The 23,773-nt window shown below is 69.2% G+C and carries 26 protein-coding genes; 19 read left to right on the top strand and 7 right to left on the bottom strand.

Annotation, left to right across the window (positions count from 1 at the left end; genetic code table 11):
• Nucleotides 1-101 precede the first annotated feature (101 nt).
• Both ACFY5C_RS29700 and ACFY5C_RS29695 read right to left on the bottom strand, forming a co-directional pair.
• Nucleotides 102-1,769 carry an MFS transporter gene (locus ACFY5C_RS29700; RefSeq protein WP_389449602.1) on the bottom strand — a complete coding sequence of 556 codons (1,668 nt, stop codon included), beginning with the start codon at nt 1,767-1,769 and terminating at the stop codon, nt 102-104.
• A 443-nt stretch (nt 1,770-2,212) separates the two neighbouring features.
• Nucleotides 2,213-2,650 (bottom strand): hypothetical protein, encoded by a 438-nt coding sequence (locus tag ACFY5C_RS29695; RefSeq protein WP_003974483.1) that lies wholly within the window; start codon nt 2,648-2,650, stop codon nt 2,213-2,215.
• A 515-nt stretch (nt 2,651-3,165) separates the two neighbouring features.
• Here ACFY5C_RS29695 and hemL point away from each other — a divergent pair.
• The 10 genes from hemL (at nt 3,166) to ACFY5C_RS29645 (ending at nt 12,974) form a co-directional block, all read left to right on the top strand.
• Entirely contained in the window at nt 3,166-4,485 is a 1,320-nt protein-coding gene (hemL, locus tag ACFY5C_RS29690) for a glutamate-1-semialdehyde 2,1-aminomutase (RefSeq protein WP_389449600.1), read from the top strand.
• On the top strand, nt 4,482-5,213 hold the full coding sequence (locus ACFY5C_RS29685) for a histidine phosphatase family protein (RefSeq protein ID WP_389449597.1): 732 nt from the start codon (nt 4,482-4,484) through the stop codon (nt 5,211-5,213). Before hemL ends, ACFY5C_RS29685 begins: the two co-directional genes overlap by 4 nt.
• 109 nt (nt 5,214-5,322) lie before the next feature.
• A complete protein-coding gene (locus ACFY5C_RS29680) occupies nt 5,323-6,615 on the top strand; it encodes a hypothetical protein (RefSeq protein WP_389449594.1) in 1,293 nt (430 codons plus the stop codon).
• A 66-nt stretch (nt 6,616-6,681) separates the two neighbouring features.
• Nucleotides 6,682-7,311, top strand: a complete 630-nt coding sequence (locus ACFY5C_RS29675) for a TlpA family protein disulfide reductase (protein ID WP_389449591.1) — start codon at nt 6,682-6,684, stop codon at nt 7,309-7,311.
• 1 nt (nt 7,312) lies between these two features.
• Nucleotides 7,313-8,083: a cytochrome c biogenesis CcdA family protein gene (locus tag ACFY5C_RS29670; protein WP_389449588.1), complete on the top strand. Its 771-nt coding sequence runs from the start codon at nt 7,313-7,315 to the stop codon at nt 8,081-8,083.
• Between the two features lie 3 nt (nt 8,084-8,086).
• Nucleotides 8,087-9,829, top strand: a complete 1,743-nt coding sequence (locus ACFY5C_RS29665) for a cytochrome c biogenesis protein ResB (protein ID WP_389449585.1) — start codon at nt 8,087-8,089, stop codon at nt 9,827-9,829.
• Nucleotides 9,826-10,926, top strand: coding sequence for a c-type cytochrome biogenesis protein CcsB (ccsB, locus tag ACFY5C_RS29660; protein WP_389449582.1), 1,101 nt, complete (start codon nt 9,826-9,828; stop codon nt 10,924-10,926). Before ACFY5C_RS29665 ends, ccsB begins: the two co-directional genes overlap by 4 nt.
• Nucleotides 10,927-11,002: 76 nt before the next feature.
• Complete coding sequence (locus ACFY5C_RS29655; RefSeq protein WP_389449578.1) at nt 11,003-11,608, top strand: RNA polymerase sigma factor; 606 nt, start codon at nt 11,003-11,005, stop codon at nt 11,606-11,608.
• Complete coding sequence (locus ACFY5C_RS29650; RefSeq protein WP_389449575.1) at nt 11,605-12,531, top strand: CU044_5270 family protein; 927 nt, start codon at nt 11,605-11,607, stop codon at nt 12,529-12,531. The genes ACFY5C_RS29655 and ACFY5C_RS29650 overlap by 4 nt, the downstream gene beginning before the upstream one ends.
• 38 nt (nt 12,532-12,569) lie before the next feature.
• Nucleotides 12,570-12,974 carry an SRPBCC domain-containing protein gene (locus ACFY5C_RS29645; protein WP_389449572.1) on the top strand — a complete coding sequence of 135 codons (405 nt, stop codon included), beginning with the start codon at nt 12,570-12,572 and terminating at the stop codon, nt 12,972-12,974.
• A 14-nt stretch (nt 12,975-12,988) separates the two neighbouring features.
• Here ACFY5C_RS29645 and ACFY5C_RS29640 read toward each other — a convergent pair whose 3' ends face one another.
• The 3 genes from ACFY5C_RS29640 to ACFY5C_RS29630 form a co-directional block, all read right to left on the bottom strand.
• Nucleotides 12,989-14,371: a condensation domain-containing protein gene (locus ACFY5C_RS29640; RefSeq protein ID WP_389449569.1), complete on the bottom strand. Its 1,383-nt coding sequence runs from the start codon at nt 14,369-14,371 to the stop codon at nt 12,989-12,991.
• A gap of 89 nt (nt 14,372-14,460) precedes the next feature.
• Nucleotides 14,461-15,426: an isopenicillin N synthase family dioxygenase gene (locus tag ACFY5C_RS29635; RefSeq protein ID WP_389449566.1), complete on the bottom strand. Its 966-nt coding sequence runs from the start codon at nt 15,424-15,426 to the stop codon at nt 14,461-14,463.
• Complete coding sequence (locus tag ACFY5C_RS29630) at nt 15,419-15,877, bottom strand: nucleoside deaminase (protein WP_389449563.1); 459 nt, start codon at nt 15,875-15,877, stop codon at nt 15,419-15,421. Before ACFY5C_RS29630 ends, ACFY5C_RS29635 begins: the two co-directional genes overlap by 8 nt.
• 185 nt (nt 15,878-16,062) lie before the next feature.
• Between ACFY5C_RS29630 and ACFY5C_RS29625 the strand changes: the two genes are divergently transcribed.
• Nucleotides 16,063-16,608, top strand: a complete 546-nt coding sequence (locus ACFY5C_RS29625) for a hypothetical protein (RefSeq protein WP_389449561.1) — start codon at nt 16,063-16,065, stop codon at nt 16,606-16,608.
• An 80-nt stretch (nt 16,609-16,688) separates the two neighbouring features.
• Complete coding sequence (locus tag ACFY5C_RS29620; RefSeq protein ID WP_389449558.1) at nt 16,689-17,204, top strand: hypothetical protein; 516 nt, start codon at nt 16,689-16,691, stop codon at nt 17,202-17,204.
• Between the two features lie 43 nt (nt 17,205-17,247).
• On the opposite strand, the gene ACFY5C_RS29615 is transcribed toward ACFY5C_RS29620, so the two are convergent.
• On the bottom strand, nt 17,248-17,571 hold the full coding sequence (locus ACFY5C_RS29615; RefSeq protein WP_389449556.1) for a PLD nuclease N-terminal domain-containing protein: 324 nt from the start codon (nt 17,569-17,571) through the stop codon (nt 17,248-17,250).
• A gap of 88 nt (nt 17,572-17,659) precedes the next feature.
• Between ACFY5C_RS29615 and ACFY5C_RS29610 the strand changes: the two genes are divergently transcribed.
• The 4 genes from ACFY5C_RS29610 to ACFY5C_RS29595 are packed head-to-tail and all read left to right on the top strand — an operon-like array spanning nt 17,660 to nt 20,588.
• Entirely contained in the window at nt 17,660-19,117 is a 1,458-nt protein-coding gene (locus tag ACFY5C_RS29610; RefSeq protein WP_389449553.1) for a menaquinone biosynthesis decarboxylase, read from the top strand.
• A complete protein-coding gene (gene mqnP, locus ACFY5C_RS29605; RefSeq protein WP_389449550.1) occupies nt 19,114-20,016 on the top strand; it encodes a menaquinone biosynthesis prenyltransferase MqnP in 903 nt (300 codons plus the stop codon). The genes ACFY5C_RS29610 and mqnP overlap by 4 nt, the downstream gene beginning before the upstream one ends.
• Before the next feature lie 15 nt (nt 20,017-20,031).
• Complete coding sequence (locus ACFY5C_RS29600; protein ID WP_389449547.1) at nt 20,032-20,427, top strand: Uma2 family endonuclease; 396 nt, start codon at nt 20,032-20,034, stop codon at nt 20,425-20,427.
• Nucleotides 20,424-20,588 (top strand): hypothetical protein, encoded by a 165-nt coding sequence (locus tag ACFY5C_RS29595; RefSeq protein WP_389449544.1) that lies wholly within the window; start codon nt 20,424-20,426, stop codon nt 20,586-20,588. The genes ACFY5C_RS29600 and ACFY5C_RS29595 overlap by 4 nt, the downstream gene beginning before the upstream one ends.
• Here the strand turns inward: ACFY5C_RS29595 and ACFY5C_RS29590 are convergent.
• The gene (locus ACFY5C_RS29590; RefSeq protein ID WP_389449541.1) at nt 20,566-21,210 is read right to left on the bottom strand and encodes a rhomboid family intramembrane serine protease; all 645 of its coding nucleotides are present in this window, start codon (nt 21,208-21,210) and stop codon (nt 20,566-20,568) included. The two genes, ACFY5C_RS29595 and ACFY5C_RS29590, sit on opposite strands and share 23 nt — an antisense overlap.
• Before the next feature lie 90 nt (nt 21,211-21,300).
• Here ACFY5C_RS29590 and ACFY5C_RS29585 point away from each other — a divergent pair, with 90 nt between their 5' ends.
• The 3 genes from ACFY5C_RS29585 (at nt 21,301) to mqnE (ending at nt 23,751) form a co-directional block, all read left to right on the top strand.
• Entirely contained in the window at nt 21,301-21,984 is a 684-nt protein-coding gene (locus ACFY5C_RS29585) for a UbiX family flavin prenyltransferase (RefSeq protein ID WP_389449539.1), read from the top strand.
• Nucleotides 21,985-22,051: 67 nt separating this feature from the next.
• Nucleotides 22,052-22,513, top strand: a complete 462-nt coding sequence (locus ACFY5C_RS29580) for an Lrp/AsnC family transcriptional regulator (RefSeq protein ID WP_389449536.1) — start codon at nt 22,052-22,054, stop codon at nt 22,511-22,513.
• A gap of 74 nt (nt 22,514-22,587) precedes the next feature.
• Nucleotides 22,588-23,751, top strand: a complete 1,164-nt coding sequence (mqnE, locus tag ACFY5C_RS29575) for an aminofutalosine synthase MqnE (protein WP_389449533.1) — start codon at nt 22,588-22,590, stop codon at nt 23,749-23,751.
• Nucleotides 23,752-23,773: the final 22 nt, after the last annotated feature.

The following is a 23,773-nucleotide window of genomic DNA, read 5'->3' as shown; positions in this document are numbered from 1 at the left end:
GCGTGGGGCGCGGACGACGCCCTTACCTGCGATCGTCCGCCCCGGGGCCCGACCGGGCTTCACCCTGGAGAGGTGACGTGCTGCGCCCCGGACCGCACGGCTCAGCCAACCCCAGGCCCCTGCTTACGGCTCCGCCCGGGCCACGGCGTCGATCCGATCGCCCCGGCCGGAGCATCGGTCCTCTGCCGACGGGTACGGCTCGCGCCGCCGGTCGGCAGATGGGGCGTGACCAGGAAGCTGACGAGCGTGATGCCGCCGGTCGCGAGGATCGCCGCCTTTAGGCCGTCGAGCTGTGCCGAGGCGTAGGAGTCCGTGACAGCCTCGGCCTCGGACGGCGGCAGTCCGGCGCGCTCGGCCGCGGCGCGCACCTGGTCGGTGGCGACGAAGGTGACTCCCGCCTCAAGAGATACACCGACCTCCTCCTGTGTCTGCGCGGACAGCCGCGGGTCGTCCGCGACCTGAGTCGTGAAGGCGTGAGCCAGCGAACCGATCAGGATCGATCCGATCAGCGCGGTCCCCAGCGCGGAACCCAGATTCTGTGCCGTGAACTGGAGACCGCCGACCTCGCTGCGTTCCTCCTCGCCGACGCTGGACTGGACGACATTGCCGAGCTGCGAGGCGAGCAGACCCATACCCACGCCGAGCAACGCCATGGCTCCGGCGAACTGCGCGTCGTCGATCACCGGGTCGATGGTGGCCAGCAGCCACACGATGGCCGCCGCCAGGGTCGTCAGGGCCAGCCGGACCACCCGGCGCGCCCCCACCACCCGCCCCAGCGAGGACCCGCACAGAGAGGTGACGAGCATGGCGACGGACACCGGCAGCAGGCGCAGGCCCGTCTCGAAGGCGTCGAATCCCTGCACCACTTGCAGGTACAGCGGGATGGTGAAGAACAGTCCCAGCAGGATGAGGTTCTGGCTCAGCAGCGTCATCAGCCCGGACCGCAGCGCAGGTCTGCCGAGCAGCGACACATGCACGAGAGGGTCCGCGCCCCGGTGATCCCGCCGCCGCTCCCAGTGCAGGAAGACGGCCAGGACGGCGACCCCGGCCCCGACCACGAACAACGTAGGGGCGAAGCCCAGGATCGTGAAGGGAGGATTGCGTGGCTGCACCCATCCCCAGGTGCTGCTCTGCAGCACCCCGAGGACACCCAGCCCGAGCCCGGCCGCCGAGAGCACGGCACCGACTCCATCCAGCCGGGGCCGGGTGCCGGACGGGGCGGAACGCGGGATCACTCGGTGGCAGAGCAGAACGGCCGCGACGACCACCACCTCACCGGCGAAAACCAGCCGCCAGGTGAGGTACGTCGTCACCCAGCCGCCCAGCAGCGGGCCCACCGCGATCCCCGCGCCCGCGAGCCCGCCGATCACGCCATAGGCGACGGCCCGGTCCGGCCCCCGGTACGACTCCGCGACGAGGGCGGCCATGGCCGGGAGCACCATGGCGGCGCCGAGCCCTTCGATGACGGACCAGCCCAGGGCGAGGACCCACAGGGTGGGGGCGACCGCGGTCAGGGCCGACCCCGTGGCGTAGACGACCAGCCCGATCAGGAACATACGGCGGCGCCCCAGGATGTCCCCGAACCTGCCGCCAATGATCATGAACGCGGCCATGACCAGCGCGTACAGCGTGATGACGGCCTGGATGGCGGTGACCTCGGTGTCGAAGTCCTCGACCAGCTGACTGATGGAGACGTTCATGACCGAGGTGTCCAGCACCATGAGGAACTGGGCGGTACCCAGGACGATCAGAGCGCGCCAGTGTTTCAAGGGGTCCACCTCGTCGAGTGGGACCGGCGCGCCGAGAGGACCGCCGGTGACGGCAGGCTTCTGCGCTGCGTCACCCCCATGACAGCCGAAGAACCTGCCCTGCGCCTCACCCGCTACGGGGGGATAGGGGGTGGCCGGCCGGCCCGCCGGCTCAGGGGCCGGACGAGGCAGTGAGGCTGATGTCCCGCCTCATGCGCGGGTGTGCTGGTCGGCCTGGAAACGGGAGCGGGTGGCGCGCTCGAACGCAGATGCCCGTCCCGGAGTTGAGAGCGCAGGGTGTGAGGGGCCGGGAGGGGGAGGGCGTCCAGGGCTTCACCGAAGGCGGCGAGGCGACCGGCCGCCAAGCCGACGCCACTCTCCTGCCGCCCTGGCGGCCCTCTCCGCACATGACAAAGGCGGGGTCCGAAAACCCCGCCCGACACCACAACCGGTGAAACCCAAGGTCAGGGCCACACCAGGCAATACGGCTGATGACCGGCCTCGTGCAGCCGATGCGAGAAATCCTGCCACTCGTGCAGCAGCTGATACACGTTGAAAGCATCCCGGGGCCCACCCCGGTCCGGCACCGTCGACCAGATGAACGCCGCCGCGCCCACCGCTTCCTCTCCTATGCCGCGCAGGGGGTCCACGACCGTCATCGGCAGCTTGACCACGGCGTAGTCGGGGTGGAGGACGACCAGCTCCAGGGGCGGCACCTTGTGCAGGGGGACGCCCTCGATGCCCGTGAGGACCATCGCGGCCATGGTCTCCGGCTTGATCTTGGTGAACATGCCGTTCATGCCGAGCTCGTCGCCGCCGAGTTCCTCGGGTCGCATCGAGATCGGGACGCGGGCCGCGGTCGCGCCGTCCGGCGCGCCGAAGTACTTGTACGTCACCCCCACCCGACCACCATTCCCGCTCACCCTCAGCCGATCCCGATCACTGCGTCGGTCGGCCCGCTCTGATTCGTTAGGTACACCCGGCATATCCGGTACTACGTGTCCCTGACGGGCTTCGTTCGAATCCTCCGCCTCGCGCCGGTGCTTTCCCCGCCGGGCACGTCGAGGACCCAGGTCATCAGTCCCCTCGCCCAGTCCGCCACCGCGATGCATATCTCCACCCGACTGCTTTTCTAGGACGCGTGGCCCCGGCCGCGCAACCCGATCATCGTGTCAGTGACCTCCCCCACGGCCGCCCGCCGAAACGTGCGTTGAAACACCTGTCCGCGGGATCTCTTCGGTCCCCGACCATCACGCCCCGCATGAGCTGTGTGTATCACGCCCAGTCTCGCAGATCGCGGGCGAGCGCAGACCGTTTGCCCGGTCAGCGGTGGCCCCGCTGCCGTCACCCGCCGCTGGCCTACCCTGAGGAGGTCACTGGCAATCGGAGCCCGAGAAGGTCGGAGAAGTCGCAGGCCATGAGCGAATCCCCCTACCCATACGAAGCACCGGCCTCGCAGGCCCTGTTCGACCGTGCGGCCGCCGTCACACCCGGCGGCGTGAACTCCCCGGTCCGTGCCTTCCGCGCCGTGGGCGGAACGCCCCGGTTCATGGTGTCCGGCAGCGGTCCGTACCTGACCGACGCCGACGGCCGGGAGTACGTCGACCTCGTCTGTTCCTGGGGTCCCATGATCCTCGGGCACTCCCACCCGGACGTGATCGCCGCCGTCCAGGACGCCGTGTCCCGCGGTACCTCGTTCGGTACGCCCGGTGAGGGCGAGGTCGCGCTCGCCGAGGAGATGGTCGACCGGATCGAGCCGCTGGAGCAGGTGCGGCTCGTGTCCAGCGGCACCGAGGCCACGATGTCCGCCATCCGGCTCGCCCGCGGGTTCACCCAGCGGTCCAAGGTGATCAAGTTCGCCGGGTGCTATCACGGGCACGTCGACTCGCTGCTCGCCGCCGCCGGGTCCGGGGTCGCGACCTTCGCCCTCCCCGACACCCCCGGCGTCACCGGCGCCCAGGCCGGCGACACGATCGTCCTGCCCTACAACGACCTCGAGTCCGTCCACGAGGCCTTCCACCGCTTCCCCGGTGAGATCGCCTGTGTGATCACCGAGGCCTCGCCCGGCAACATGGGCGTGGTCCCGCCGCTGCCCGGCTTCAACCAGGGGCTGAAGGACGCCTGCGGCAAGAACGGCGCCCTCTACATCTCCGACGAGGTCATGACCGGGTTCCGGACCAGCCGCGCCGGGTGGTACGGCGTCGACGGCGTCGAGCCCGACCTCATGACCTTCGGCAAGGTCATGGGCGGTGGCTTCCCGGCCGCCGCCTTCGGTGGACGCGCCGATGTGATGGCCCACCTCGCGCCCGCCGGCCCCGTCTACCAGGCCGGCACCCTCTCCGGTAACCCCGTGGCCACCGCCGCCGGGCTCGCCCAGCTGCGGCTCCTCGACGAGGCGGCGTACGACAAGGTCAACGCCGTGTCCAAGACCATCCAGTCGCTCGTCACCGAGGCCCTCACCAAGGAGGGCGTCACGCACCGGCTGCAGACCGCCTCCAACATGTTCTCCGTGTTCTTCACGGACCGGGAGGTGCGCAACTACGAGGACGCCAAGCGCCAGGAGTCCTTCCGCTTCACCGCCTTCTTCCAGTCGATGCTGGCGCAGGGCGTCTATCTGCCGCCCTCGTCCTTCGAGTCCTGGTTCGTTTCCACGGCACACGACGAGCAGGCCGTCCAGCGGATCGCCGACGCCCTCCCGGCGGCGGCCCGAGCGGCGGCGGAGGCCACGGCGGCATGAGCGACACCCCCATGACCAGTGACACCCCCATGACCAACGACAGCCCCACAGAAGACACCGACATCACCGTCGTACACGTGATGCGGCACGGCGAGGTGGCCAACCCGGACGGGATCCTCTACGGCCGTCTGGCGGGGTACCACCTGTCCGACCTCGGGCGGCAGATGGCCGACCGGGTCGCCGAGCATCTCGCCTCCCGCGATGTCACGTACGTCTGCGCCTCCCCGCTGGAGCGGGCGCAGGAGACCGCGACGCCGATCGCCAAGGCGCACGGCCTGGACCTCACGACCGACGCGCGGCTCATCGAGGCCGGCAACGTCTTCCAGGGCAAGACCTTCGGGGTGGGGGACGGCGCCCTGAAGAGGCCGGAGAACTGGAAGCACCTCGTCAACCCCTTCAAGCCGTCCTGGGGTGAGCCGTACATCGAGCAGGTCATCCGCATGATGGGTGCGCTGGACGCAGCCAAGGACGCCGCGCGCGGGCACGAGGCGGTGCTGGTCAGTCATCAGCTGCCGATCTGGATCGTGCGCAGCTACGTCGAGAAGCGGCGGCTGTGGCACGACCCGCGCAAGCGGCAGTGCACGCTGGCGTCCCTGACGAGCTTCACGTACCAGGGCGACAAGATCGTGTCCGTCGGCTACAGCGAGCCGGCCCTCGATCTCGTCCCCGCCCATCTCCGCGCCGGCGCCAGGCCGGTGAAGGGGAAGGACAAGGCCTTCGGCGCCTAAGACACCTTTGTGACATTTGTTGCGAATCCTCCGTGATCTGGAGGAACCTCCCCGTTCGTCGCGCCCTCTGACTGGGTGACCACCAGAGGATGCGACGGACGGGAATGCAATGCGCGACTTCAACCGAAGGGGAATTCTCGGGCTCGGTGCCGGAGCCGCTGCCGCACTCGGACTCGCGGGGTGCGGCACCTTCACGCAGTCAGACGGGTCGAACCAAGGTGGAGGTTCCGGCGACGGAGCGGACAACCGGCCCGGCACCCAGACCCAGCGCGCCAAGCCCATAGGCGACGGCTCCACCTCGTACACCGGCAAGCAGCCGAACCAGCCCGGCAAGCCCGAGCCGCTGGAGCCCGGTCAGGAGCCGCCGCAGTTCGTCGTCTTCTCCTGGGACGGTGCCGGTGAGGTCGGCAACGGTCTCTTCCCGCGCTTCCTCGACCTCGCCAAGCAGCACGAGGCGCACATGACCTTCTTCCTCTCGGGGCTCTATCTGCTGCCCGAGTCGAAGAAGCGGCTCTACGACCCGCCGAACAACCCGCGCGGCGCCTCCGACATCGGCTACCTCACCGACGACCACATCAAGGCCACGCTGAAGAACGTCCGCCAGGCCTGGCTCGACGGCCACGAGATAGGCACCCACTTCAACGGCCACTTCTGCGGAGAAGGCTCCGGCTCGGTCGGCAACTGGACCTCGCAGCAGTGGCGCAGCGAGATCGACCAGGCCAAGTCCTTCGTCAAGGAGTGGCGTACGAACTCCGGGTGGACCGACCTGCCCTCCCTGCCCTTCGACTACGACAAGGAACTCGTCGGCGGCCGCACGCCCTGCCTCCTGGGCCAGGACAACCTGCTGCCCACCGCCCGCGAGCTCGGCTGGCGCTACGACGCCTCCTCGCCCGGCGGACGTCAGGTGTGGCCGACGAAGAAGCAGGGGCTGTGGGATCTGCCGTTGCAGCAGATACCTTTCCCCGGCCGTTCGTTCGAGGTCCTCTCCATGGACTACAACATGCTCGCCAACCAGTCGATCAACTCCACGAACGCGCCCAGCCGCAACTACCCGGCCTGGCGCGAGCAGTCCGCGCAGGCGTACATCCAGGGATTCAAGCGGGCATACGAGACAAACCGCGCCCCCTTCTTCGTGGGCAACCACTTCGAGCAGTGGAACGGCGGCATCTACATGGACGCCGTCGAGGAGGCCCTCAAGCACATCGCGCGGGAGAAGGAGAAGGGCGGCGATGTCCGCCTCGTCTCCTTCCGGCAGTTCGTGGACTGGATGGACGCACAGAAGCCGGATGTTCTGGACAAGTTGCGCACGCTGGAGGTCGGGCAGGAGCCCGCAGGGGGCTGGAAGGCGTTCATGAAGGGTGGCTCGGCGAGCACTTCCACGGATCCCTCAAACGCCGCCTGAAATGCGGGTTTACGTCCGGGAGGGGGGTGCGCAAGATCCCCGGAACGGACATGCGAAACTTTTCACATGAGTGCCGCCAGCCGCGCCCCCCTGCGCCCGACCAACTGGACCAGCTCGCGTCGTGTCGCCCTGACCAGCGCCGGTGCCGCCGTCGCCGCGCTGCTCGTCTCCGCGTGCAGTTCGGGGGGTGTCTCCGGTGGGGGCGGTGACACCAACTTCATCATGGGCAAGAACGGCATCTCCACCGTCGCGAAGGACAAGAGGCACCCGGCTCCGGATCTGTCCGGCAAGACCATCGACGACAAGCAGCTCGCGGTCTCTTCCTTCAAGGGCAAGGTCGTCGTCCTCAACGTGTGGGGGTCCTGGTGCGCCCCCTGTCGCGCCGAGGCACCCAACTTCGAGAAGGTCCACAACGACCTCAAGTCGAAGGGCGTGCAGTTCGTCGGCCTCAACGTCGCCGACCCGCAGGTCAACAACGCCCGCGCCTTCGAGAAGGAGTTCGGCGTCACCTACCCCAGCCTGTACGACCCGAGCAGCAAGCTGATGCTGCGCTTCGGGAAGGGCACGCTCAACCCGCAGGCGATCCCCTCCACGCTGGTCCTCGACCGGGACGGGAAGATCGCGGCTCGCTCTCTGGCCGCGCTCAGCGAGGAGAAGCTGCGCTCCATGATCACCCCGGTCCTCGCGGAGAAGTGACGTGAGCACAGTCACCACGCTCGCCGCGGAGGGCTACAACGGCACGGTGCTCAACGGCACGCTGTTGGTCGCCCTACCCATCGCGCTGCTCGGCGGACTCGTCTCCTTCTTCTCGCCGTGCGTGCTGCCGCTGGTCCCCGGCTACCTCTCCTACGTCACCGGCGTCACCGGCACCGATCTGGCCGAGGCCCGGCGGGGCCGGATGGTCGCGGGGGCCTCGCTTTTCGTGGCCGGCTTCACCGCAGTGTTCGTCTCCGGCGGGGCACTGTTCGGCTACTTCGGGGCGACACTCCAGGAGCAGCAGGGCGTCCTGTCCAAGGTGCTCGGCGGCCTCATGATCCTCATGGGTGTGTTCTTCATGGGGCTGATGCCCTGGATGACCCAGCGGGAGTTCCGCTTTCACCGCAGGCCCGCGGCCGGACTGGTGGGCGCGCCCCTGCTCGGCGCGCTCTTCGGAATCGGCTGGACGCCCTGTATCGGCCCGACGCTCGCCTCCGTGCTCGCTCTGTCCTCGCAGCAGTCGAGCGCAGGCCGTGGTGCCATACTGACCGTCGCCTACTGCCTCGGCCTCGGCGTGCCTTTCGTGCTCGCCGCGGTCGCCTTCCGCAAGGTCCTCGGCGGCTTCAGCTGGGTCAAGCGCCACTATGTCTGGGTGATGCGGATCGGCGGCACGATGATGATCGTCACCGGTCTGCTGCTGCTGACAGGCGCCTGGGACAGCCTCGTACAGGACATGCAGTCCTGGTCCGCCGGATTCGCTGTGGGGATCTGAACCATGAGCAAGAGCACAGTCGGCGCCGCGCCCGGTCAGACCCCGGCCGCCGCCCCCGACGACCAGGACTTGGGTGCCGCCGGCTCCCAGTTGTCCACGGCGCCCGTGGAGGCTCCGCCGAACCTGCCCGCTCTGGGCGTCATCGGCTGGGCCCGCTGGGTCTGGCGGCAGCTGACCTCCATGCGGGTGGCCCTGCTGCTTCTGCTGCTGCTGGCGCTCGGAGCCATCCCCGGCTCGCTGATCCCGCAGAGCGGCCAGGACATCACCAAGGTCGCCGACTTCGAGAAGACCCACCCCACCCTCGCGCCGATCTACGACAAGCTCGGCCTCTTCAACGTCTACAGCTCGGTGTGGTTCTCCGCGATCTACATCCTGCTGTTCGTCTCCCTCGTCGGCTGCATCGTGCCCCGCACCTGGCAGTTCGTGGGTCAGCTGCGCGGTCGTCCGCCGGGCGCCCCCAAGCGGCTGACCCGGCTGCCCGCGTACACCACATGGCGGACCGAGGCCGAGCCGGAGCAGGTGCGTGAGGCGGCGCTGGCGTTGCTGAAGCGGCGGCGCTTCCGCGCTCACCTCGCCGGTGACGCAGTCGCCGCCGAGAAGGGCTATCTGCGCGAGGTCGGCAACCTCGCCTTCCACATCGCCCTCATCGTGATGCTGGTCGCGTTCGCCTGGGGACAGCTCTTCAAGTCCGAGGGCAACAAGCTCCTGGTCGAGGGCAACGGCGGCTTCTCCAACACCCTGATCTCCTACGACGACTTCAAGTCGGGCAGCCTCTTCACCAGCGACGACCTGACGCCCTACAGCTTCAGCCTGAACGACTTCACCGGCACCTACGCGATCTCCGGCCCCAACAAGGGCACTCCTCGCACCTACCAGGCATCCCTCACCTACTCCGAGGGCGCCTACGGCAAGGACAAGAAGACGATCGTCAAGGTCAACCACCCGCTGGAGATCGGCGACTCGAAGGTCTACCTCACCGCCCACGGCTACGCCCCCGTCATCACGGTCCGGGACGGCAAGGGCAAGGTCGTGTTCCGCGACGCCGTCCCGCTGCTGCCGCTCGACGGCAACGTCACCTCCACCGGTGTCGTCAAGGTCCTCGACGGCTACAAGAACGCCAAGGGCGTCAGGGAGCAGCTCGGCATCTCGGCCTTCTTCCTGCCGACGTACACCCTGGGCAGCGAGACGGCCTCGACCTTCCCGGCGCTGCTGAACCCGGTGCTGAATCTGACGCCCTATTTCGGCGACCTCGGCATCGACTCGGGAATCCCGCAGAGCGTGTACCAGCTCGACAAGACGCACATGAAGGAGTTCAAGGACTCCAAGGGCAAGCAGGTCCGGGAGAACCTGAAGCCGGGCGAGTCCATGAAGCTCCCGAACGGCGCCGGTTCGGTCACCTATGAGGGAACCAAGGAGTGGGCGAACTTCCAGATGACGCAGCAGCCCGGCAGCGGCTGGGCGCTCACAGGTTCCGTCGTCACGATCTTCGGCCTCACCGCCTCCCTCTTCATCCAGCGCCGCCGCGTCTGGGTGCGAGCAGCGACCGGCCCCGACGGCGTCACGGTCGTCGAGATGGCCGGCCTCGGCCGCAGCGAGTCCGCCAAGGTGCCCGAGGAACTCGGCGACCTCGCCGGGATCCTGTACGAGCAGGCGCCGGGCGCGCCCGACGCCGACGACGACCCCGCAGATTCCGAAGCTTCCCCCGACCCCCAAGTCGCACCCGCCGAAGGGGCTGACACCAAGTGACTCTCGCCGCCGCGACCGAGCTGGCCGCCGCCACCAACGAAAACCTGGCGAACATCAGCAACACGCTGATCTACTCGTCGATGGCCGTCTACACCCTGGCCTTCTTCGCGTACATCGCCGAATGGCTCTTCGGCAGCCGCAGCAAGGTCGGCCGCACGGCCGCCGCGCTCACCCCGGCGAAGGCCGCCACGGCTGCCGCGCCCGCCGTCACCGTGAACAAGGGCGGCTCCACCGCAGTACTGGAGCGGCCCAAGGTCGTCGTACGGGCCACCGCCGGTCAGCGGGACGTGCCGGACGGGCCCGGGGCGCACGGTGGGGATGCGCAGGGCGACCTCTACGGGCGTATCGCCATCTCCCTCACCTTGCTCGCCTTCCTGATCGAGTTCGGTGGTGTGCTCACTCGGGCTCTGTCGGTGGAGCGGGCGCCGTGGGGCAACATGTACGAGTTCAACATCACCTTCTCCACGGTTGCCGTCGGGGTGTACCTGTCGCTGCTCGCGCTGAGGAAGAACGTGCGCTGGCTCGGGCTCTTCCTGATCACCACGGTCCTCCTCGATCTCGGCCTCGCCGTCACTGTCTTGTACACCGCCAGCGACCAGTTGGTTCCCGCCCTTCACTCGTACTGGCTGTACATCCACGTCTCCACCGCCATCTTCTGCGGCGCGGTGTTCTACGTGGGCGCGATGTCGACGCTGCTCTACCTCTTCAAGGACAGCTACGAGAACAAGCTGGCCGGCGGCGGCACCCCCGGCCGCTTCGCGAACTCCGTCCTCGACCGGCTGCCCGCCGCGGCGTCCCTCGACAAGTTCTCCTACCGCGTCAACGCCGCCGTCTTCCCGCTGTGGACGTTCACGATCATCGCGGGCGCCATCTGGGCCGGCGACGCCTGGGGCCGCTACTGGGGCTGGGACCCCAAGGAGACCTGGTCCTTCATCACCTGGGTCGCCTACGCCTGCTACCTCCACGCCCGCGCCACAGCCGGCTGGAAGGGCCGCAAGGCCGCCTACCTGGCCCTGATCGCCTTCGGCTGCTGGCTGTTCAACTACTACGGCGTGAACATCTTCGTCTCCGGCAAGCACTCCTACGCCGGCGTCTGAGGCGCTCGCGGCCAAGGCCGGTTCCTGTGACCTGCGTCACGGGAACCGGCCTTCGTCGTAAGGACAGGTAGAAGGCGTGGATACGAATCTGCGGAAACGCATCCGCGCGGGGGACCACGACGCTTTCGGTGAGCTCTTCGACGCGTACGCACGCTCTGTCTACAACCACGCCTTCCGGCTCACCGGCGAGTGGCCGGTGGCCGAGGACGTCGTCTCGCTGACCTTCCTGGAGGCCTGGCGGCTGCGGGAGAGGCTCGACGAGGAGGGTGGTTCGCCACGGCCCTGGCTGCTCGGCATCGCCACCAACGTCACGCGCAACCTCCGCAGGGCGACCCGAAGACACACGGCCGCCGTGGCCCGTCTGCCGCGCGACGAGACCGTACGGGACTTCGCCGACGAGGTCGCCGAGCGCATCGACGACGCCGCGCAACTGGCCCTCGTACGGACTGCGTTGGTCAGGCTGCGGCGGGCCGAGCGTGAGGTGCTGGCGCTGTGCGTGTGGTCGGGACTGGACTACCGGGCGGCTGCCGAGGCGCTCGGGGTGCCGGTCGGAACCGTACGATCGCGGCTCTCGCGTGCTCGGACAAAACTCGCGAAGCATATGGAACCGCCCCACCTGGATGGACAGATGAGAGGTGACCGCACCACCGCGGCCGGGCCCATGAGGGAGGGAAACCGATGAGCCGACTTCCCGAGCACGACCTTCCGCCGGGCCGTCACCGACTGCTCAAGGAGCATCTGATGACCGAGATCCGGCGAGACGAGACCGATGGGCGTGCACTCTCCAGGAGGTGGCTGCACCCTGCGCTCGCCGCTACCGCCGTCGCGACCGCTGCCGCCGTCATGTTCGTGGTCCTGCCGTCGTCCGACGGCGCGAGCGTGCAGCCGACCGGCAAGGCCGCCGCGGTGCTGGAGGACATCGCGCTGGCGGCCGGGGACGCGGGCGGCGGCTACGGCGAGATCCGCGACGACCAGTTCGTGTACGTCGACAGCAAGGTGTCGTACGCGGGGTACGAGGAGGGGAAGGGGACCACGATCCAGCCTCTGCACAGGTCGGAAGAGTGGACATCGGTGGACGGCACCCGCAAGGGGCTGGTCCGGGAGGACGGGCGCGGTCAGTGGGCCACGGACCCCGACCCCGCCCCGGGCGAGCCCGGCTACGACATCACGACCAACTACCGGCACCTGTCGACGCTCCCCACCGACCCGGAGAAGATGTACGACTGGCTGGCCGAGGTCGGCCCGGCGCACAGCGGCCAGGAGACCCATCAGGCGATGTTCGTGCTGGTCGGCGATCTGATCCGGGACGCGATCATGCCCCCGGAGCAGGGCGCGGCACTCTTCCGCGCGGTCGCCCGGATCCCGGGCGTGAAGGTCGTCGAGGACGTGGTGGACGCCGCCGGACGGCGGGGGGTCGCGATCACCCGGGACGATCCGGACAACCCGACCCGGGACGAGTGGATCTTCGATGCGAAGACCTTCGAGTTCCTCGGCGAGCGTTCCGTGGCCACCGAGGACTACTCGGACATCAAGAAGGGCCGGGTCACGAGCAACACGGCGATCCTGGACCGGGCCGTCGTCGACCGTGCAGGTCAGCGTCCGTAACGGGTGCACATCGCCCCCGGCGGGGTCAGGCTGGTGTCATGAGCGGTTCCGTAGAACAGGGCATCAGCCAGACCCACGGGAACACGCACATCCTGCACTTCCTGGTGCGGCTCCCGAGGCCAGTGGAGACCGTCTGGCCGGCGCTCGGCACGCCCGAAGGGCTCGCTGCCTGGTTCACGCCCGTCGACGTCCTGGAACCCAGGCTCGGCGGCGCGATCTCCCTGCATGACGTCGGATCCGGGCAGGTCACCGCCTGGGACGTCGAGCGGGTCGCCGAGTACACCGTCGAGGACGGCGGACGCCTGCGGTTCCACCTGGAACGGGACGGCGAGACGGGGACCGCCCTGCGCTTCACGCACGAGTTCCAGGGCGAGACGGAGTCGGAGCAGCGCTGGCGGGCCCGCTTCGAGCGGCTGATCGAGGTGCTGGAGGGCGGCTCCTGAGTGCCACCCCGGGACTACGCGGCGGTCGAGACGATGACGTCCCGCAGCCGCTCCACGTACAGCCGCATGTTCTTCCGCGCGACGTCGGTGTCCGGGTGGCGGCTCGCGAACCAGAGGCCTTCGTGCAACCTGTTGAGCCATACGCCCACCTTGTCGCCGTACGAGACGCGTCCCAGTCCGTATGCCTTCCACTCCGCCCAGTGTTCTGCTCCGGGGACACCCCGGGCGTCGAGGAACGAGACGGCCGAGTGGTGGTCGAGGGAGGCCGGACGGAAATCCGGACCGAGCAGGTGGAGCACCCGGGCGAGGGGCATGCGGGCCAGTGGCCGGCTCGCCCGCAGTGCGTGGCGCACCGCCGTCATGACACCGGGAAGGCCGGACGCCCGCGCTACGGGAATCTCGATCGGCGCGCCGCCGACGTACCAGCCCACGGATTCCGACCACCGGGATTTCACCCTGGTGTGGAACGGCACGACGGTGCGGTACACGGGCTCTCCCCCGATCTCGTGGACGATGATGCTCGTGGCGGCCAGGTAGCCGACCAGGCTCCCGCCGTAGGGCCGGCAGTACGCCTCGAACGCGGCGGCGGCGTCCGCGCTCACGAGCATCTCCTGCATCAGCTTCTGTCCGGGCATCCTGTCGTGGGGGTCCAGACCGAGGTCGACGGGGAAGTTGGGCAGCGTCCCGTCGCAGCGGTGGATGAACTCCCGCCACCGGGAGACGATTTCGTGCCTGCCGTCGATCCGGTCCGCGTCGGCCCGCTCGATCTCGCAGAAGTCGACGTAGCTTGCGGCGGGCGGTGGCTCGACTGTGCGGCCCTCGACACCCGCCGCGTAGAGCTCGTGGATCTCGCCGGGGATGCGCTGGATGGAGTGGCCGTCGACGTTGCTGTGGTCGAAGGCCATGTACACGCTCGCCCCGCCGTCCCGTACGACCGCCGCGTAGAGGAAGTTCGGCCAGTCCAGCGCGTATGTCGCCACGTCGAAGCGGTCCTGGAGGCGCCGGACCAGTTCCGCCGCGTCGGGGAAGTCGCCGATCACCTCGCGGTGCAGGGACACGGCATCGGCGTCGAGCGTGAATCGGCGCATCTCACCCCCGACCCCGCGCAAGCCGCTGCGCAGTGTCTCGTGGCGGAGCGTCCAGGCACACAGGGCGTCCTGAAGGACGTCGAGATCGACCTGGCCCGGGATGTCGAACGCGGTGCCGAGCCAGGTCGGGAGGAACAGACCGTCCTCGCGTACGGATCGCACCGTCCTCATGTGCGACTCCTGGTTGTACGCGGGTGGCCGGGAGTCCTGCGGGAGGTCTGCCGCCGTCGCGACGGTTGCCGGACTGAGCGTCCATTCGACGAGTCGTCCGGGCCGGACTTCGCAGCGCTGGATGTCAGTCATTCGCACGGGCGGCTCCATTCGCGGCGGGGGACGTACCCGAACGGGTGGTATCTCGCCCAACGAGGCAACCCTTACTGAGAAACGGCTCGCTGCGATCACTCGACCGTGATCGAGTTCAGCTTCTCCCGCAGGTACACATGCGAGTCCACCGGCGCGTACGCCACCCGTCCCACCGGCGCGGGCACCGACTCCACGCGGGTGCCGGGCGTGCACTCACCGAAGTAGACGAGGGACATCAGCTCCTCGGCGGGGGCGTCGGCGGGTGGCGGCAGGACGCGATGCCGCCCGGACCGCCACCGGTCGCCGGTCCAACGGGCCATCAGGTCCCCGATGTTGATGGTGAACGCCGCCGGATCGAACGGCGCGTCCTCCCAGCCGCCCTCGTCCGTGTAGACCTGCAACCCGCCCTTCCCCTCCTGCCGGTCGAGGATCGTCACCGTCCCGAAGTCGGTGTGCGGCCCGATCCGGAACTGACCGGGCTCCGGCGCACCGATCACCTCCGCTCCCGGGTACCAGTTGATGTTGAAGCCGTACGTCGGGTGGGCCATGTGCCGGGTGAAGAAGTGCGGTTCGAGACCGAGGGCCTGGCCGAGCAGGGAGAGGAGCCGGTTCTCCAGTTCGCCCATCCGCGCCAGGTACTCCTCGCACAGCGCCCGGAGTTCGGGCACCTCGGCCGGCCAGACGTTCGGCGCGTACCACTCGGCGTTGACGATCGGATCCTCGAAGGGCTCGTGCGTCGCGAAGGTCAGCGACTCCTTCAGGTCCGGCGGCGTCTCGGTGCCTTCCGCGTAGCCGTTGGCCTCGGCGCCCGGGCCGAGCCAGCCGCGGCCGCCGACCTTGGCCTCGTAGGCCTGCTTGGCCTCGACGGGGAGCACGAAGAAGGCGCGGGCCGCCTCCCGGATCCGTCCGCGCAGCGCCGGGTCCACTCCGTGCCCGGTGACCAGGAGGAAGCCGGCGCTCTGCAGGGCCTCGTCGACGGTACGGGCGATCGCGCCGCGCGCCTGGGTGCCGCCTTCGAGCCAGGGCCCGAGGTCGATCGTGGGAATCCGTGGCTCACTCACCGATGTCCTCGTTCCACAGTGCCGGACTGTTCCTGATGAAGTCGCGCATCATCCCGATGCACTCGGGGTCGTCGAGGAGCACGATCTGCACGCCGTGCTCGGCCAGCCAGTCGTGCCCGCCGTGGAAGGTGACCGCCTCGCCGATGACGACACGCGAGATCCCGAACTGCCGTACCAGTCCGGAGCAGTACCAGCAGGGCGAGAGCGTGGTCACCATGGTCGTTCCGCGATACGACCGCTGCCGCCCCGCCGCCCGGAACGCGGCCGTCTCCGCGTGCATCGACGGGTCACCGTCCTGCACGCGCCGGTTGTGCCCGCGGCCTAGGAGGGCCCCGTCCGGGCCATGGAGCGCGGCACCGATCGGGACGCCGCCCTCGGCGAGCCCGGCGCGCGCCTCCTCGACGGCGGTGGCCAGCCAGGTGCGGGCTGTCGCGTGATCCAAGAGCTCCATGCCTCTCACTTTCCTGTGGGGGAGACGCGGGGGCGACCTGGGATGACTACCCACGTGCCGCAAGGACGGAGCGTTACCCGGCTCTCCCCGTTGAAGGGATTTGGGCCGCGGAAAAGCGGAGGCTCCCGGCCCGGCACCGGAGCTACGCTCGCTGCCACGCCCCTCACGCCGAGAGGAGCAGCCCAGTGCGCCGCCCCCTGCTCTACCTCGACGTCGACGGTCCGCTCAACCCGTACGCCGCGAAGCCCGAGCGCCGCCCCGACGGCTACTCGACCCACCGTATGAAGCCCGAGGGCTGGCTCGCCCAGCACGGCGACACGCCCGCGCATCGAGTGCGGCCGCTGCGGGTGTGGCTCAACGCCGACCACGGTCGGCGGCTTCTCGAACTGGGAGAACGGTACGACCTGGTGTGGGCGACCACGTGGGGAGCGGAGGCGAACACCTTCATCTCGCCGGTGCTCGGTCTGCCGGAGCTGGCCGTGGTGGAGTGGCCGGCGATGCACGACGAGGGGCCGGACGGCACCTTCTGGAAGACCCGCCACCTCGTCGCGCACGCTGGAAGCAGGCCGTTCGCCTGGGTGGACGACGAACTCGACGCCGCTGACCGGCACTTCGTCGCCGCCCGCCACGACGGACCCGCGCTGCTCCGGCGGGTGGATGCGCGGCTCGGGCTGCGCGACCCGGACTTCGCTGCCCTCGCCGCGTTCGGGCGCGAGGCGATGCCCCGGTAAATCGGTGGCGGGGAGGTGTGCGCCGGGTGTTGTGTGGCGTGGCCCGGTGATCACGAGGAACGCCGGGGTGGGGAGGCTTCGTGGCGGGTCGGGAGTGGGCTTGGCAGGTGGCCGAGCTGCGTCAGCGGGGTGGTGCGCTGGCCGCCTTCGTGGCCGCGTGCGGCGATGACGAGGGACGGTGCCGGGAGGCCCGGGAGTTGGCGCGGCAGTTGCTCACGTCGGACCCCGGCGCCCTCGATGCGGCCCACGAGATCGTGCGGACGCTGGCCGACCTGGCGGACGACCTCGCGGATCACCCGTACCATCCCGGCGTCCCCCGCCCCGACGAGGCCGACCGTCTGACGCGCGACCACGTCAAGGACGTCCTGCGCGACCACCTCACGGCCCCGGCCCGAGACTGGCTGTCGGGGACGAAGCTCTCCCTGGACGTCTGCTTCTTCGCCCTGCGCAGGGTGCGAGGACTCGACCCGCAGACGCGCGAGGACGTCTTCTACGCCTACGGCCGCGGCACGATGGCCCTCGACCTCGGCAATCGCGCGGCTGCGGCACGGGAACTGGCACGACTGAGGGAGCTGCGCGAGCTCTACCAGGCGTAGGCCAGTGGCTCTGCGCGTCCTTCGATGGAGCCGCAGCTCCGTGTCAGGGCTCGTCCCGCTTGGGCTTGTCGTCCTTCGTCCCGTCGCCGTCCTCGTCCAGGGACTTCAGGAACTCCGGATTGTCGTCGGGCGCGACCCACTGCCGCCGCCGCTGGTCCCGGACCCCGGACCAGCCCTCGGCCGCCGGGCTGCGCTTCTTGCCCGCGATGAGCCAGGAGATCGAGCCGACCAGCGGGAACACCAGGACGAGGATGGCCCACAGCGGCTTGGGCATGTGGCGGATCTCGTCGTCCTTCGTGCTGATGCAGTCGATGAACGCGTAGACGCTCAGAGCCAGTGGCACGAGGAACATCAGCACGCGGAGCATGGTCCCCTCTCCAGCGAAACGGTCGTCGGGCCGGGAGCGCGGCCCCCGGGTTAAGGGCCAGGGTAGCCGCTCGGGGATACTTGACCCCATGGCTTACGACGATCTTCGTTCCCTGCTCAGGGCGCTGGAGCGCGAAGGCGACCTCAAGCGCGTCAAGGCTGAGGTCGATCCGTATCTCGAGGTCGGGGAGATCGTCGACCGCGTACAGAAGTCCGGCGGTCCCGCGCTGCTCTTCGAGAACGTGAAGGGCTCCTCGATGCCCCTCGCGATGAACGTCTTCGGGACCGACCGGCGCCTGCTCAAGGCCCTGGGCCTGAAGTCGTACGGCGAGATCTCCGACAAGATCGGCGGGCTGCTCAAGCCCGAGCTGCCGCACGGCTTCGTCGGGGTCCGCGAGGCCTTCGGGAAGCTCGGCGCGATGACGCACGTGCCGCCGAAGAAGGTGAAGTCGGCAGGCGCGCCCGTGCAGGAGGTCGTGCTGCAGGGCGACGAGGTCGATCTCGACAGGCTGCCCGCGCTGTTCACCTGGCCCAAGGACGGCGGCTCCTTCTTCAACCTCGGGCTCACGCACACCAAGGACCCGGAGTCGGGCGTACGGAATCTGGGGCTCTACCGCCTCCAGCGCCACGACAAGCGCACGATCGGCATGCACTGGCAGATCCACAAGGACAGCCGGAACCACTACCAGGTCGCGGCGAGGCGCGGTGAGCGGCTGCCGGTCGCCATCGCCTTCGGGTGTCCGCCCGCTGTGACGTACGCGTCCACCGCGCCGCTCCCCGGTGACATCGACGAGTACCTGTTCGCCGGGTTCGTCTCCGGCAAGCGGATCGAGATGGTGGACTGCAAGACGGTGCCGTTGCAGGTGCCGGCGCAGGCCGAGGTCGTGCTGGAAGGGTGGCTGGAGCCCGGCGAGATGCTGCCGGAGGGGCCGTTCGGCGACCACACCGGGTTCTACACGCCGCAGGAGCCGTTCCCGGCGCTGAAGATCGACTGCGTGACGATGCGGAAGCGGCCGTTGCTGCAGTCGATCGTCGTAGGCCGCCCTCCGACGGAGGACGGGCCCCTGGGTCGTGCGACGGAACGCTTCTTCCTCCCCCTGCTGAAGATCATCATCCCGGACATCGTGGACTACCACCTGCCGGAAGCCGGCGGATTCCACAACTGCGCGATCGTCTCGATCGACAAGAAGTACCCGAAGCACGCCCAGAAGACGATGCACGCGATCTGGGGCGCGCACATGATGTCCCTGACCAAGCTGATCGTGGTCGTCGACTCCGACTGTGACGTCCACGACCTGCACGAGGTCGCCTGGCGGGCGCTCGGCAACACCGACTACGCCCGTGATCTCACGGTCGTCGAAGGCCCCGTCGACCATCTCGACCATGCCTCCTACCAGCAGTTCTGGGGCGGCAAGGCGGGCATCGACGCGACGAAGAAGTGGCCCGAGGAGGGCTACACGCGCGACGGCGGCTGGCCCGACATGGTGGAGTCCGACCCCGAGACGGCGGCGAAGGTCGACCGCCGCTGGAAGGAGTACGGACTGTGAGCAGCGCCTCCGCCGCGATTCCGCAGCCAGGACGCACGAAGGCGTTCCTCCGCCTCGTGATGATCGAGCACTCGGTGTTCGCGCTGCCGTTCGCGTACATCGCCGCGCTCACCGCGATGTTCCAGTGGGACAAGAACATCCACTGGGGGCGGCTGCTCCTGGTGACGATCTGCATGGTGGGTCTGCGGACCTTCGCCATGGCGGTGAACCGGATCATCGACCGCGAGATCGACGCCCGTAATCCGCGCACTGCCCAGCGCGAGCTGGTGACGGGCGCGATGTCGGTCCGGCACGCCTGGACCGGCGCCCTGATCGCCCTGGTGATCTTCCTGGGCTCGGCGGCCCTGCTGAACCCGCTGTGCCTGGCCCTCGCCCCCATCGCGGTGATCCCGATGGTGGTCTACCCCTACGGCAAACGCTTCACGAACTTCCCCCAGGCCATCCTGGGTCTTGCCCAGGCGATGGGCCCGGTCGGCGGCTGGCTGGCGGTCACCGGCACCTGGTCCTGGGACGCGGTGATCCTGGGCCTCGCGGTGGGCATCTGGATCGGCGGCTTCGACCTGATCTACGCCTGCCAGGACGTCGACACCGACCGCGAGATCGGCGTCATGTCGGTCCCGGCCCGCTTCGGCATCCCGGCGGCGATCTGGGGCGCCCGCGCCTGCCACACGGTGACGACGGCGCTGTTCGTCTGGTACGCCCTCGCCACGGACGCGGGCACCTTCTTCTGGCTGGGCCTGCTGATCGTCGCCGGCGCGTTCGTCTACGAGCACTCGATCGTCCGCCCGCACGACTTGTCCCGCCTGAACCGGGCGTTCTTCAGCGTCAACGGGTTCATCGGGATCGCCCTGTTCGTGTGTGCGCTGCTGGATCTGTTGGTCCGGGGTCTGACGGTCTGAGTAGTCTCCGGCCATGTGAACAGCCTGCACGCTCAGCTCGCCCGGCTCGAGGACGCCTTCCCGGGCTTCCGGACGGAGATCGTTGAGGGCAACGTCGTGGCGTATCCGGTCAGGCCGTTCGACGGCGGCACCGTTCGCGCCATCTGGGCCGCCGTAGAGCCGCAGGTGGCCCCGGACTGGGCGCTGGTGAGCGATGTGGTGTTCCCTTTCGACGAAGGGAACGAGTTCTGCCCCGACCTCGCGGCGATCCCGGCCGCGGCGGCGGCCCGGAACCGGAGCGCCTACTCGCCCGACCTGATCGAGTTCGTCGCCGAAGTGGTGTCTCCGGAAAGCAGCCGTCGCGACTACGAGCTCAAACCCGCTGGTACGCCGACCGAGGCATCGCCAACTACCTGGTCCTCGACCCGATGAGAGGCCACGCCGTGACGATGTGGAACCCCGGCCCGGACGGCTACCGCGGCCGCGACACCATCCCCTACGGCCCCGACCTGACCATCGACTCCGCACTCGGCAAGCTGAAGATCCCCACCGCGAGCCTCCCTGCCGACCCTAAAGCGCGCCCCCGGCCCTGAGCCCGGCCCCATCCGCCCGCCGCCGCAGCACGAACGCCGCCGCGACCCCCGCCACCAGCCCCACCAGATGCCCCTGCCAGCTGACGCCGGACTGGGTCGGGGCGAGGCCCGCCAGTATCGAGGTGCCCCAGATCGCGGCCACCAGCAGGCCGGTCAGGATGCCGAGCGGGCGGCGCTCCACGAATCCGGTGACCAGGAGGTAGCCGAAGAGGCCGAAGATCAGGCCGGAGGCTCCCGCGGTGTTGGTGCCGGACGGGGATATCAGCCAGACACCGAGGCCGTCGGCGACGATGATCAGGGCGCAGACGGCGGCGAAACGGCGGATGCCGCCGAGGGCGGCCAGGAAGCCGAGGACCAGCAACGGCACGCTGTTCGCGGCGACGTGGGCGAAGCCGAAGTGGATGAAGGCGGCCGGGGCGACGTCGACCAGCTCGGACGGGGTGCGGGGGACGACGCCGAAGCCGTCCAGCGCGTGCCCGCTGAGCACGTCGGCCACTTCCAGCAGCCACAGCAGCGCCACCCAGACCAGCATCAGCTTGGCCGCGGTCCGCGCGCGGTTACCCCGCGACCACTCGCGTCGCTCCGCACCCCACGTGCCCGCCATACCCGACGTACCCGCCATGGCCACCCCACCGCCCAACTCGTCCCCTTGGGGAACGCCCGGCCCCCCTTGGTCGGTTCCCACCCCGTACGGCCGGATAGGCTCGGTGTCGTGAACCCAGTCAAGCCAGGAGAGACGCCGCGTACGCCTTGGATCGTAGGGGTGTCCGGCGCTTCCGGCACCCCATACGCCGCCGCGGTGCTGCGCGCGCTCCTCGCCGCGGGGGAGAGCGTCGACCTGGTCGTCAGCAGGGCGTCCCGGCTCACGCTCCTCGACGAGACCGGGATCTCCTTCCGCGACGCCCACTGGCAGGACGACCTGCGCGAGTGGCTCGCGCGCGGCGCCGACGGCAAGCCCGGGACCTTCGAGACGGACATCGAGGGCGTGCGGTACTGGAACGCCGGGGACCTCGCCGCAGGCCCGTCCTCGGGGTCGTACCCCACGAAGGGCATGCTGATCGTGCCCGCCTCCACCGCCTGCGTCGCCGGCGTCGCGCTGGGCCTGTCGAAGGACCTGCTCCAACGCGCGGCGGCCGTGGCCCTCAAGGAGGGGCGCAAGCTGGTCGTGGCCGTCAGGGAGACCCCGCTGAACGGCCAGACGCTGAGGCACCTGGTGACCCTGGACGACGTGGGCGCCACCGTCGTACCCGCCTCGCCCGCCTTCTACGCGGGGGCCACCCACATCCAGGACCTGGTCGATTTCGTCGCCGGACGCGTGCTCGACGCGGCGGGCGTCGAGCACCGGCTCTACCGCCGCTGGAAGGGCGAACTCGGCGGCGGAACCCGCACGACATGAACGCCATCTGAGCAAGTCGCAGTAACTCTCATCACTTCGGAACTCTTCACCGGAAGGCTTCGATCGCATGGACGCGGTGGACAGGCAGCTCATCCAGGCCCTGAGGGAGAACGGCCGGGCCTCCTACGCGGAGCTGGGACGCCTCGTCGGCCTGTCGGGACCCAGCGTCACCGACCGGATCAACCGGCTGGAGGCGGCCGGCGTCATCACCGGCTACCGCGCCACCGTCGACGCCGCCTCGCTCGGCCTCGGCGTCACCGCGCTGATCGGCATCTCGCTGTCCGACGCCACCGACCACGAGGACGTCGCGAGCCGATTGCGGGACCTCGGTGAGATCGAGGACTGCTGGTTCATCGCGGGCGACGACTCGTACATGCTCAAGGTCCGCGCGGCCGACGTGGACGGGCTGGAGAAGATCATCCGCCGGCTCAGCGGCACCAAGGGCGTCTCCCGGACCCGTACGACGATCGTGCTCTCCACCAAGTGGGAGAACCGGGTCGGACAGCTGCCCGAGGAAGAGGACGCGTAGCGCCTGATGGCGGTCACCCTGCCCGAAGGGGCGGGGAGTACGGTTTACGGAGTCTTTCCGAGAGAGGTGCACGCATGGACGTCGGGCTCAAGCGCGAGCTGGAGGAGAAGGTCCGCTCCGGCGAGCGGCTGTCCCGCGAGGACGGCATCGCGCTGTACGAGTCGGACGACCTGGCGTGGCTCGGCGGCCTCGCGCACGAGGTGCGCACGCGCAAGAACGGCGACGTCGTCCACTTCAACGTCAACCGTCACCTCAACATGACCAACGTCTGTACGGCCTCCTGCGCGTACTGCTCCTTCCAGCGCAAGCCGGGGGAGAAGGACGCGTACACGATGCGCATCGAGGAGGCCGTGAAGCTGGCCAAGTCGATGGAGGCGGAGAACCTCACGGAACTCCACATCGTCAACGGCCTGCACCCGAACCTCCCCTGGCGCTACTACCCGCGTTCCCTGCGCGAGCTGAAGGCCGCCCTGCCGAACGTCTCGCTGAAGGCCTTCACGGCCACGGAGATCCACCACTTCGAGACGATCAGCGGTCTGTCGGCGTCGGAGATCCTCGACGAGCTCATCGACGCCGGGCTGGAATCCCTCACCGGTGGTGGCGCGGAGATCTTCGACTGGGAGGTCCGGCAGCACATCGTGGACCACCGCACCCACTGGGAGGACTGGTCCCGGATCCACCGCCTGGCGCACGAGAAGGGTCTGAAGACCCCGAGCACCATGCTGTACGGCCACATCGAGGAGCCGCGGCACCGGGTGGACCACGTCCTGCGCCTGCGTGAGCTGCAGGACGAGACGGGCGGCTTCCAGGTCTTCATCCCCCTGCGCTACCAGCACGACTTCGTCGACATGAAGGACGGCAAGGTACGCAACCGCCTCCAGGCCAGGACCCAGATGGCGACCGGCGCGGAGGCCCTGAAGACCTTCGCGGTGTCCCGTCTGCTGTTCGACAACGTTCCGCACGTCAAGGTCTTCTGGGTCATGCACGGCGTCCAGACCGCCCAGCTGGCCCTCCAGCACGGCGCCGACGACATGGACGGCTCGGTCGTCGAGTACAAGATCACTCACGACGCGGACAACTACGGCACGCCGAACAAGCTGACCCGCGAGGACCTGCTGGACCTCATCCGGGACGCGGGCTTCCGCCCGGTCGAGCGGAACACTCGCTACGAGATCATCCGTGAGTACGACGGTCCGGACCCGGTGCGCCGCGAGTCCCCCCAGCCGATGCGGGTGTGATTCCGAGGGGCGGGGCCGTGGT

Source organism: Streptomyces sp. NPDC012935 (assembly GCF_042900345.1).
In the GTDB taxonomy this organism is placed as follows: domain Bacteria; phylum Actinomycetota; class Actinomycetes; order Streptomycetales; family Streptomycetaceae; genus Streptomyces.
This window is presented reverse-complemented; position numbering and strand designations above follow the sequence as displayed.

What these genes read in the sequence shown, in the direction of transcription:
- ACFY5C_RS29685 (WP_389449597.1), top strand. Translation starts at nt 4,482, where the DNA reads ATGAGCGACACCCCCATGACCAGTGACACCCCCATGACCAACGACAGC.
- mqnE (WP_389449533.1), top strand. Translation starts at nt 22,588, where the DNA reads ATGGACGTCGGGCTCAAGCGCGAGCTGGAGGAGAAGGTCCGCTCCGGC.
- ACFY5C_RS29615 (WP_389449556.1), bottom strand. Translation starts at nt 17,571, where the DNA reads ATGCTCCGCGTGCTGATGTTCCTCGTGCCACTGGCTCTGAGCGTCTAC.
- ACFY5C_RS29630 (WP_389449563.1), bottom strand. Translation starts at nt 15,877, where the DNA reads ATGGAGCTCTTGGATCACGCGACAGCCCGCACCTGGCTGGCCACCGCC.
- ACFY5C_RS29675 (WP_389449591.1), top strand. Translation starts at nt 6,682, where the DNA reads ATGAGTGCCGCCAGCCGCGCCCCCCTGCGCCCGACCAACTGGACCAGC.
- hemL (WP_389449600.1), top strand. Translation starts at nt 3,166, where the DNA reads ATGAGCGAATCCCCCTACCCATACGAAGCACCGGCCTCGCAGGCCCTG.
- ACFY5C_RS29580 (WP_389449536.1), top strand. Translation starts at nt 22,052, where the DNA reads ATGGACGCGGTGGACAGGCAGCTCATCCAGGCCCTGAGGGAGAACGGC.
- ACFY5C_RS29665 (WP_389449585.1), top strand. Translation starts at nt 8,087, where the DNA reads ATGAGCAAGAGCACAGTCGGCGCCGCGCCCGGTCAGACCCCGGCCGCC.
- ACFY5C_RS29595 (WP_389449544.1), top strand. Translation starts at nt 20,424, where the DNA reads ATGAGAGGCCACGCCGTGACGATGTGGAACCCCGGCCCGGACGGCTAC.
- ACFY5C_RS29680 (WP_389449594.1), top strand. Translation starts at nt 5,323, where the DNA reads ATGCGCGACTTCAACCGAAGGGGAATTCTCGGGCTCGGTGCCGGAGCC.
- ACFY5C_RS29650 (WP_389449575.1), top strand. Translation starts at nt 11,605, where the DNA reads ATGAGCCGACTTCCCGAGCACGACCTTCCGCCGGGCCGTCACCGACTG.
- ACFY5C_RS29590 (WP_389449541.1), bottom strand. Translation starts at nt 21,210, where the DNA reads ATGGCGGGTACGTCGGGTATGGCGGGCACGTGGGGTGCGGAGCGACGC.
- ACFY5C_RS29645 (WP_389449572.1), top strand. Translation starts at nt 12,570, where the DNA reads ATGAGCGGTTCCGTAGAACAGGGCATCAGCCAGACCCACGGGAACACG.
- ACFY5C_RS29610 (WP_389449553.1), top strand. Translation starts at nt 17,660, where the DNA reads ATGGCTTACGACGATCTTCGTTCCCTGCTCAGGGCGCTGGAGCGCGAA.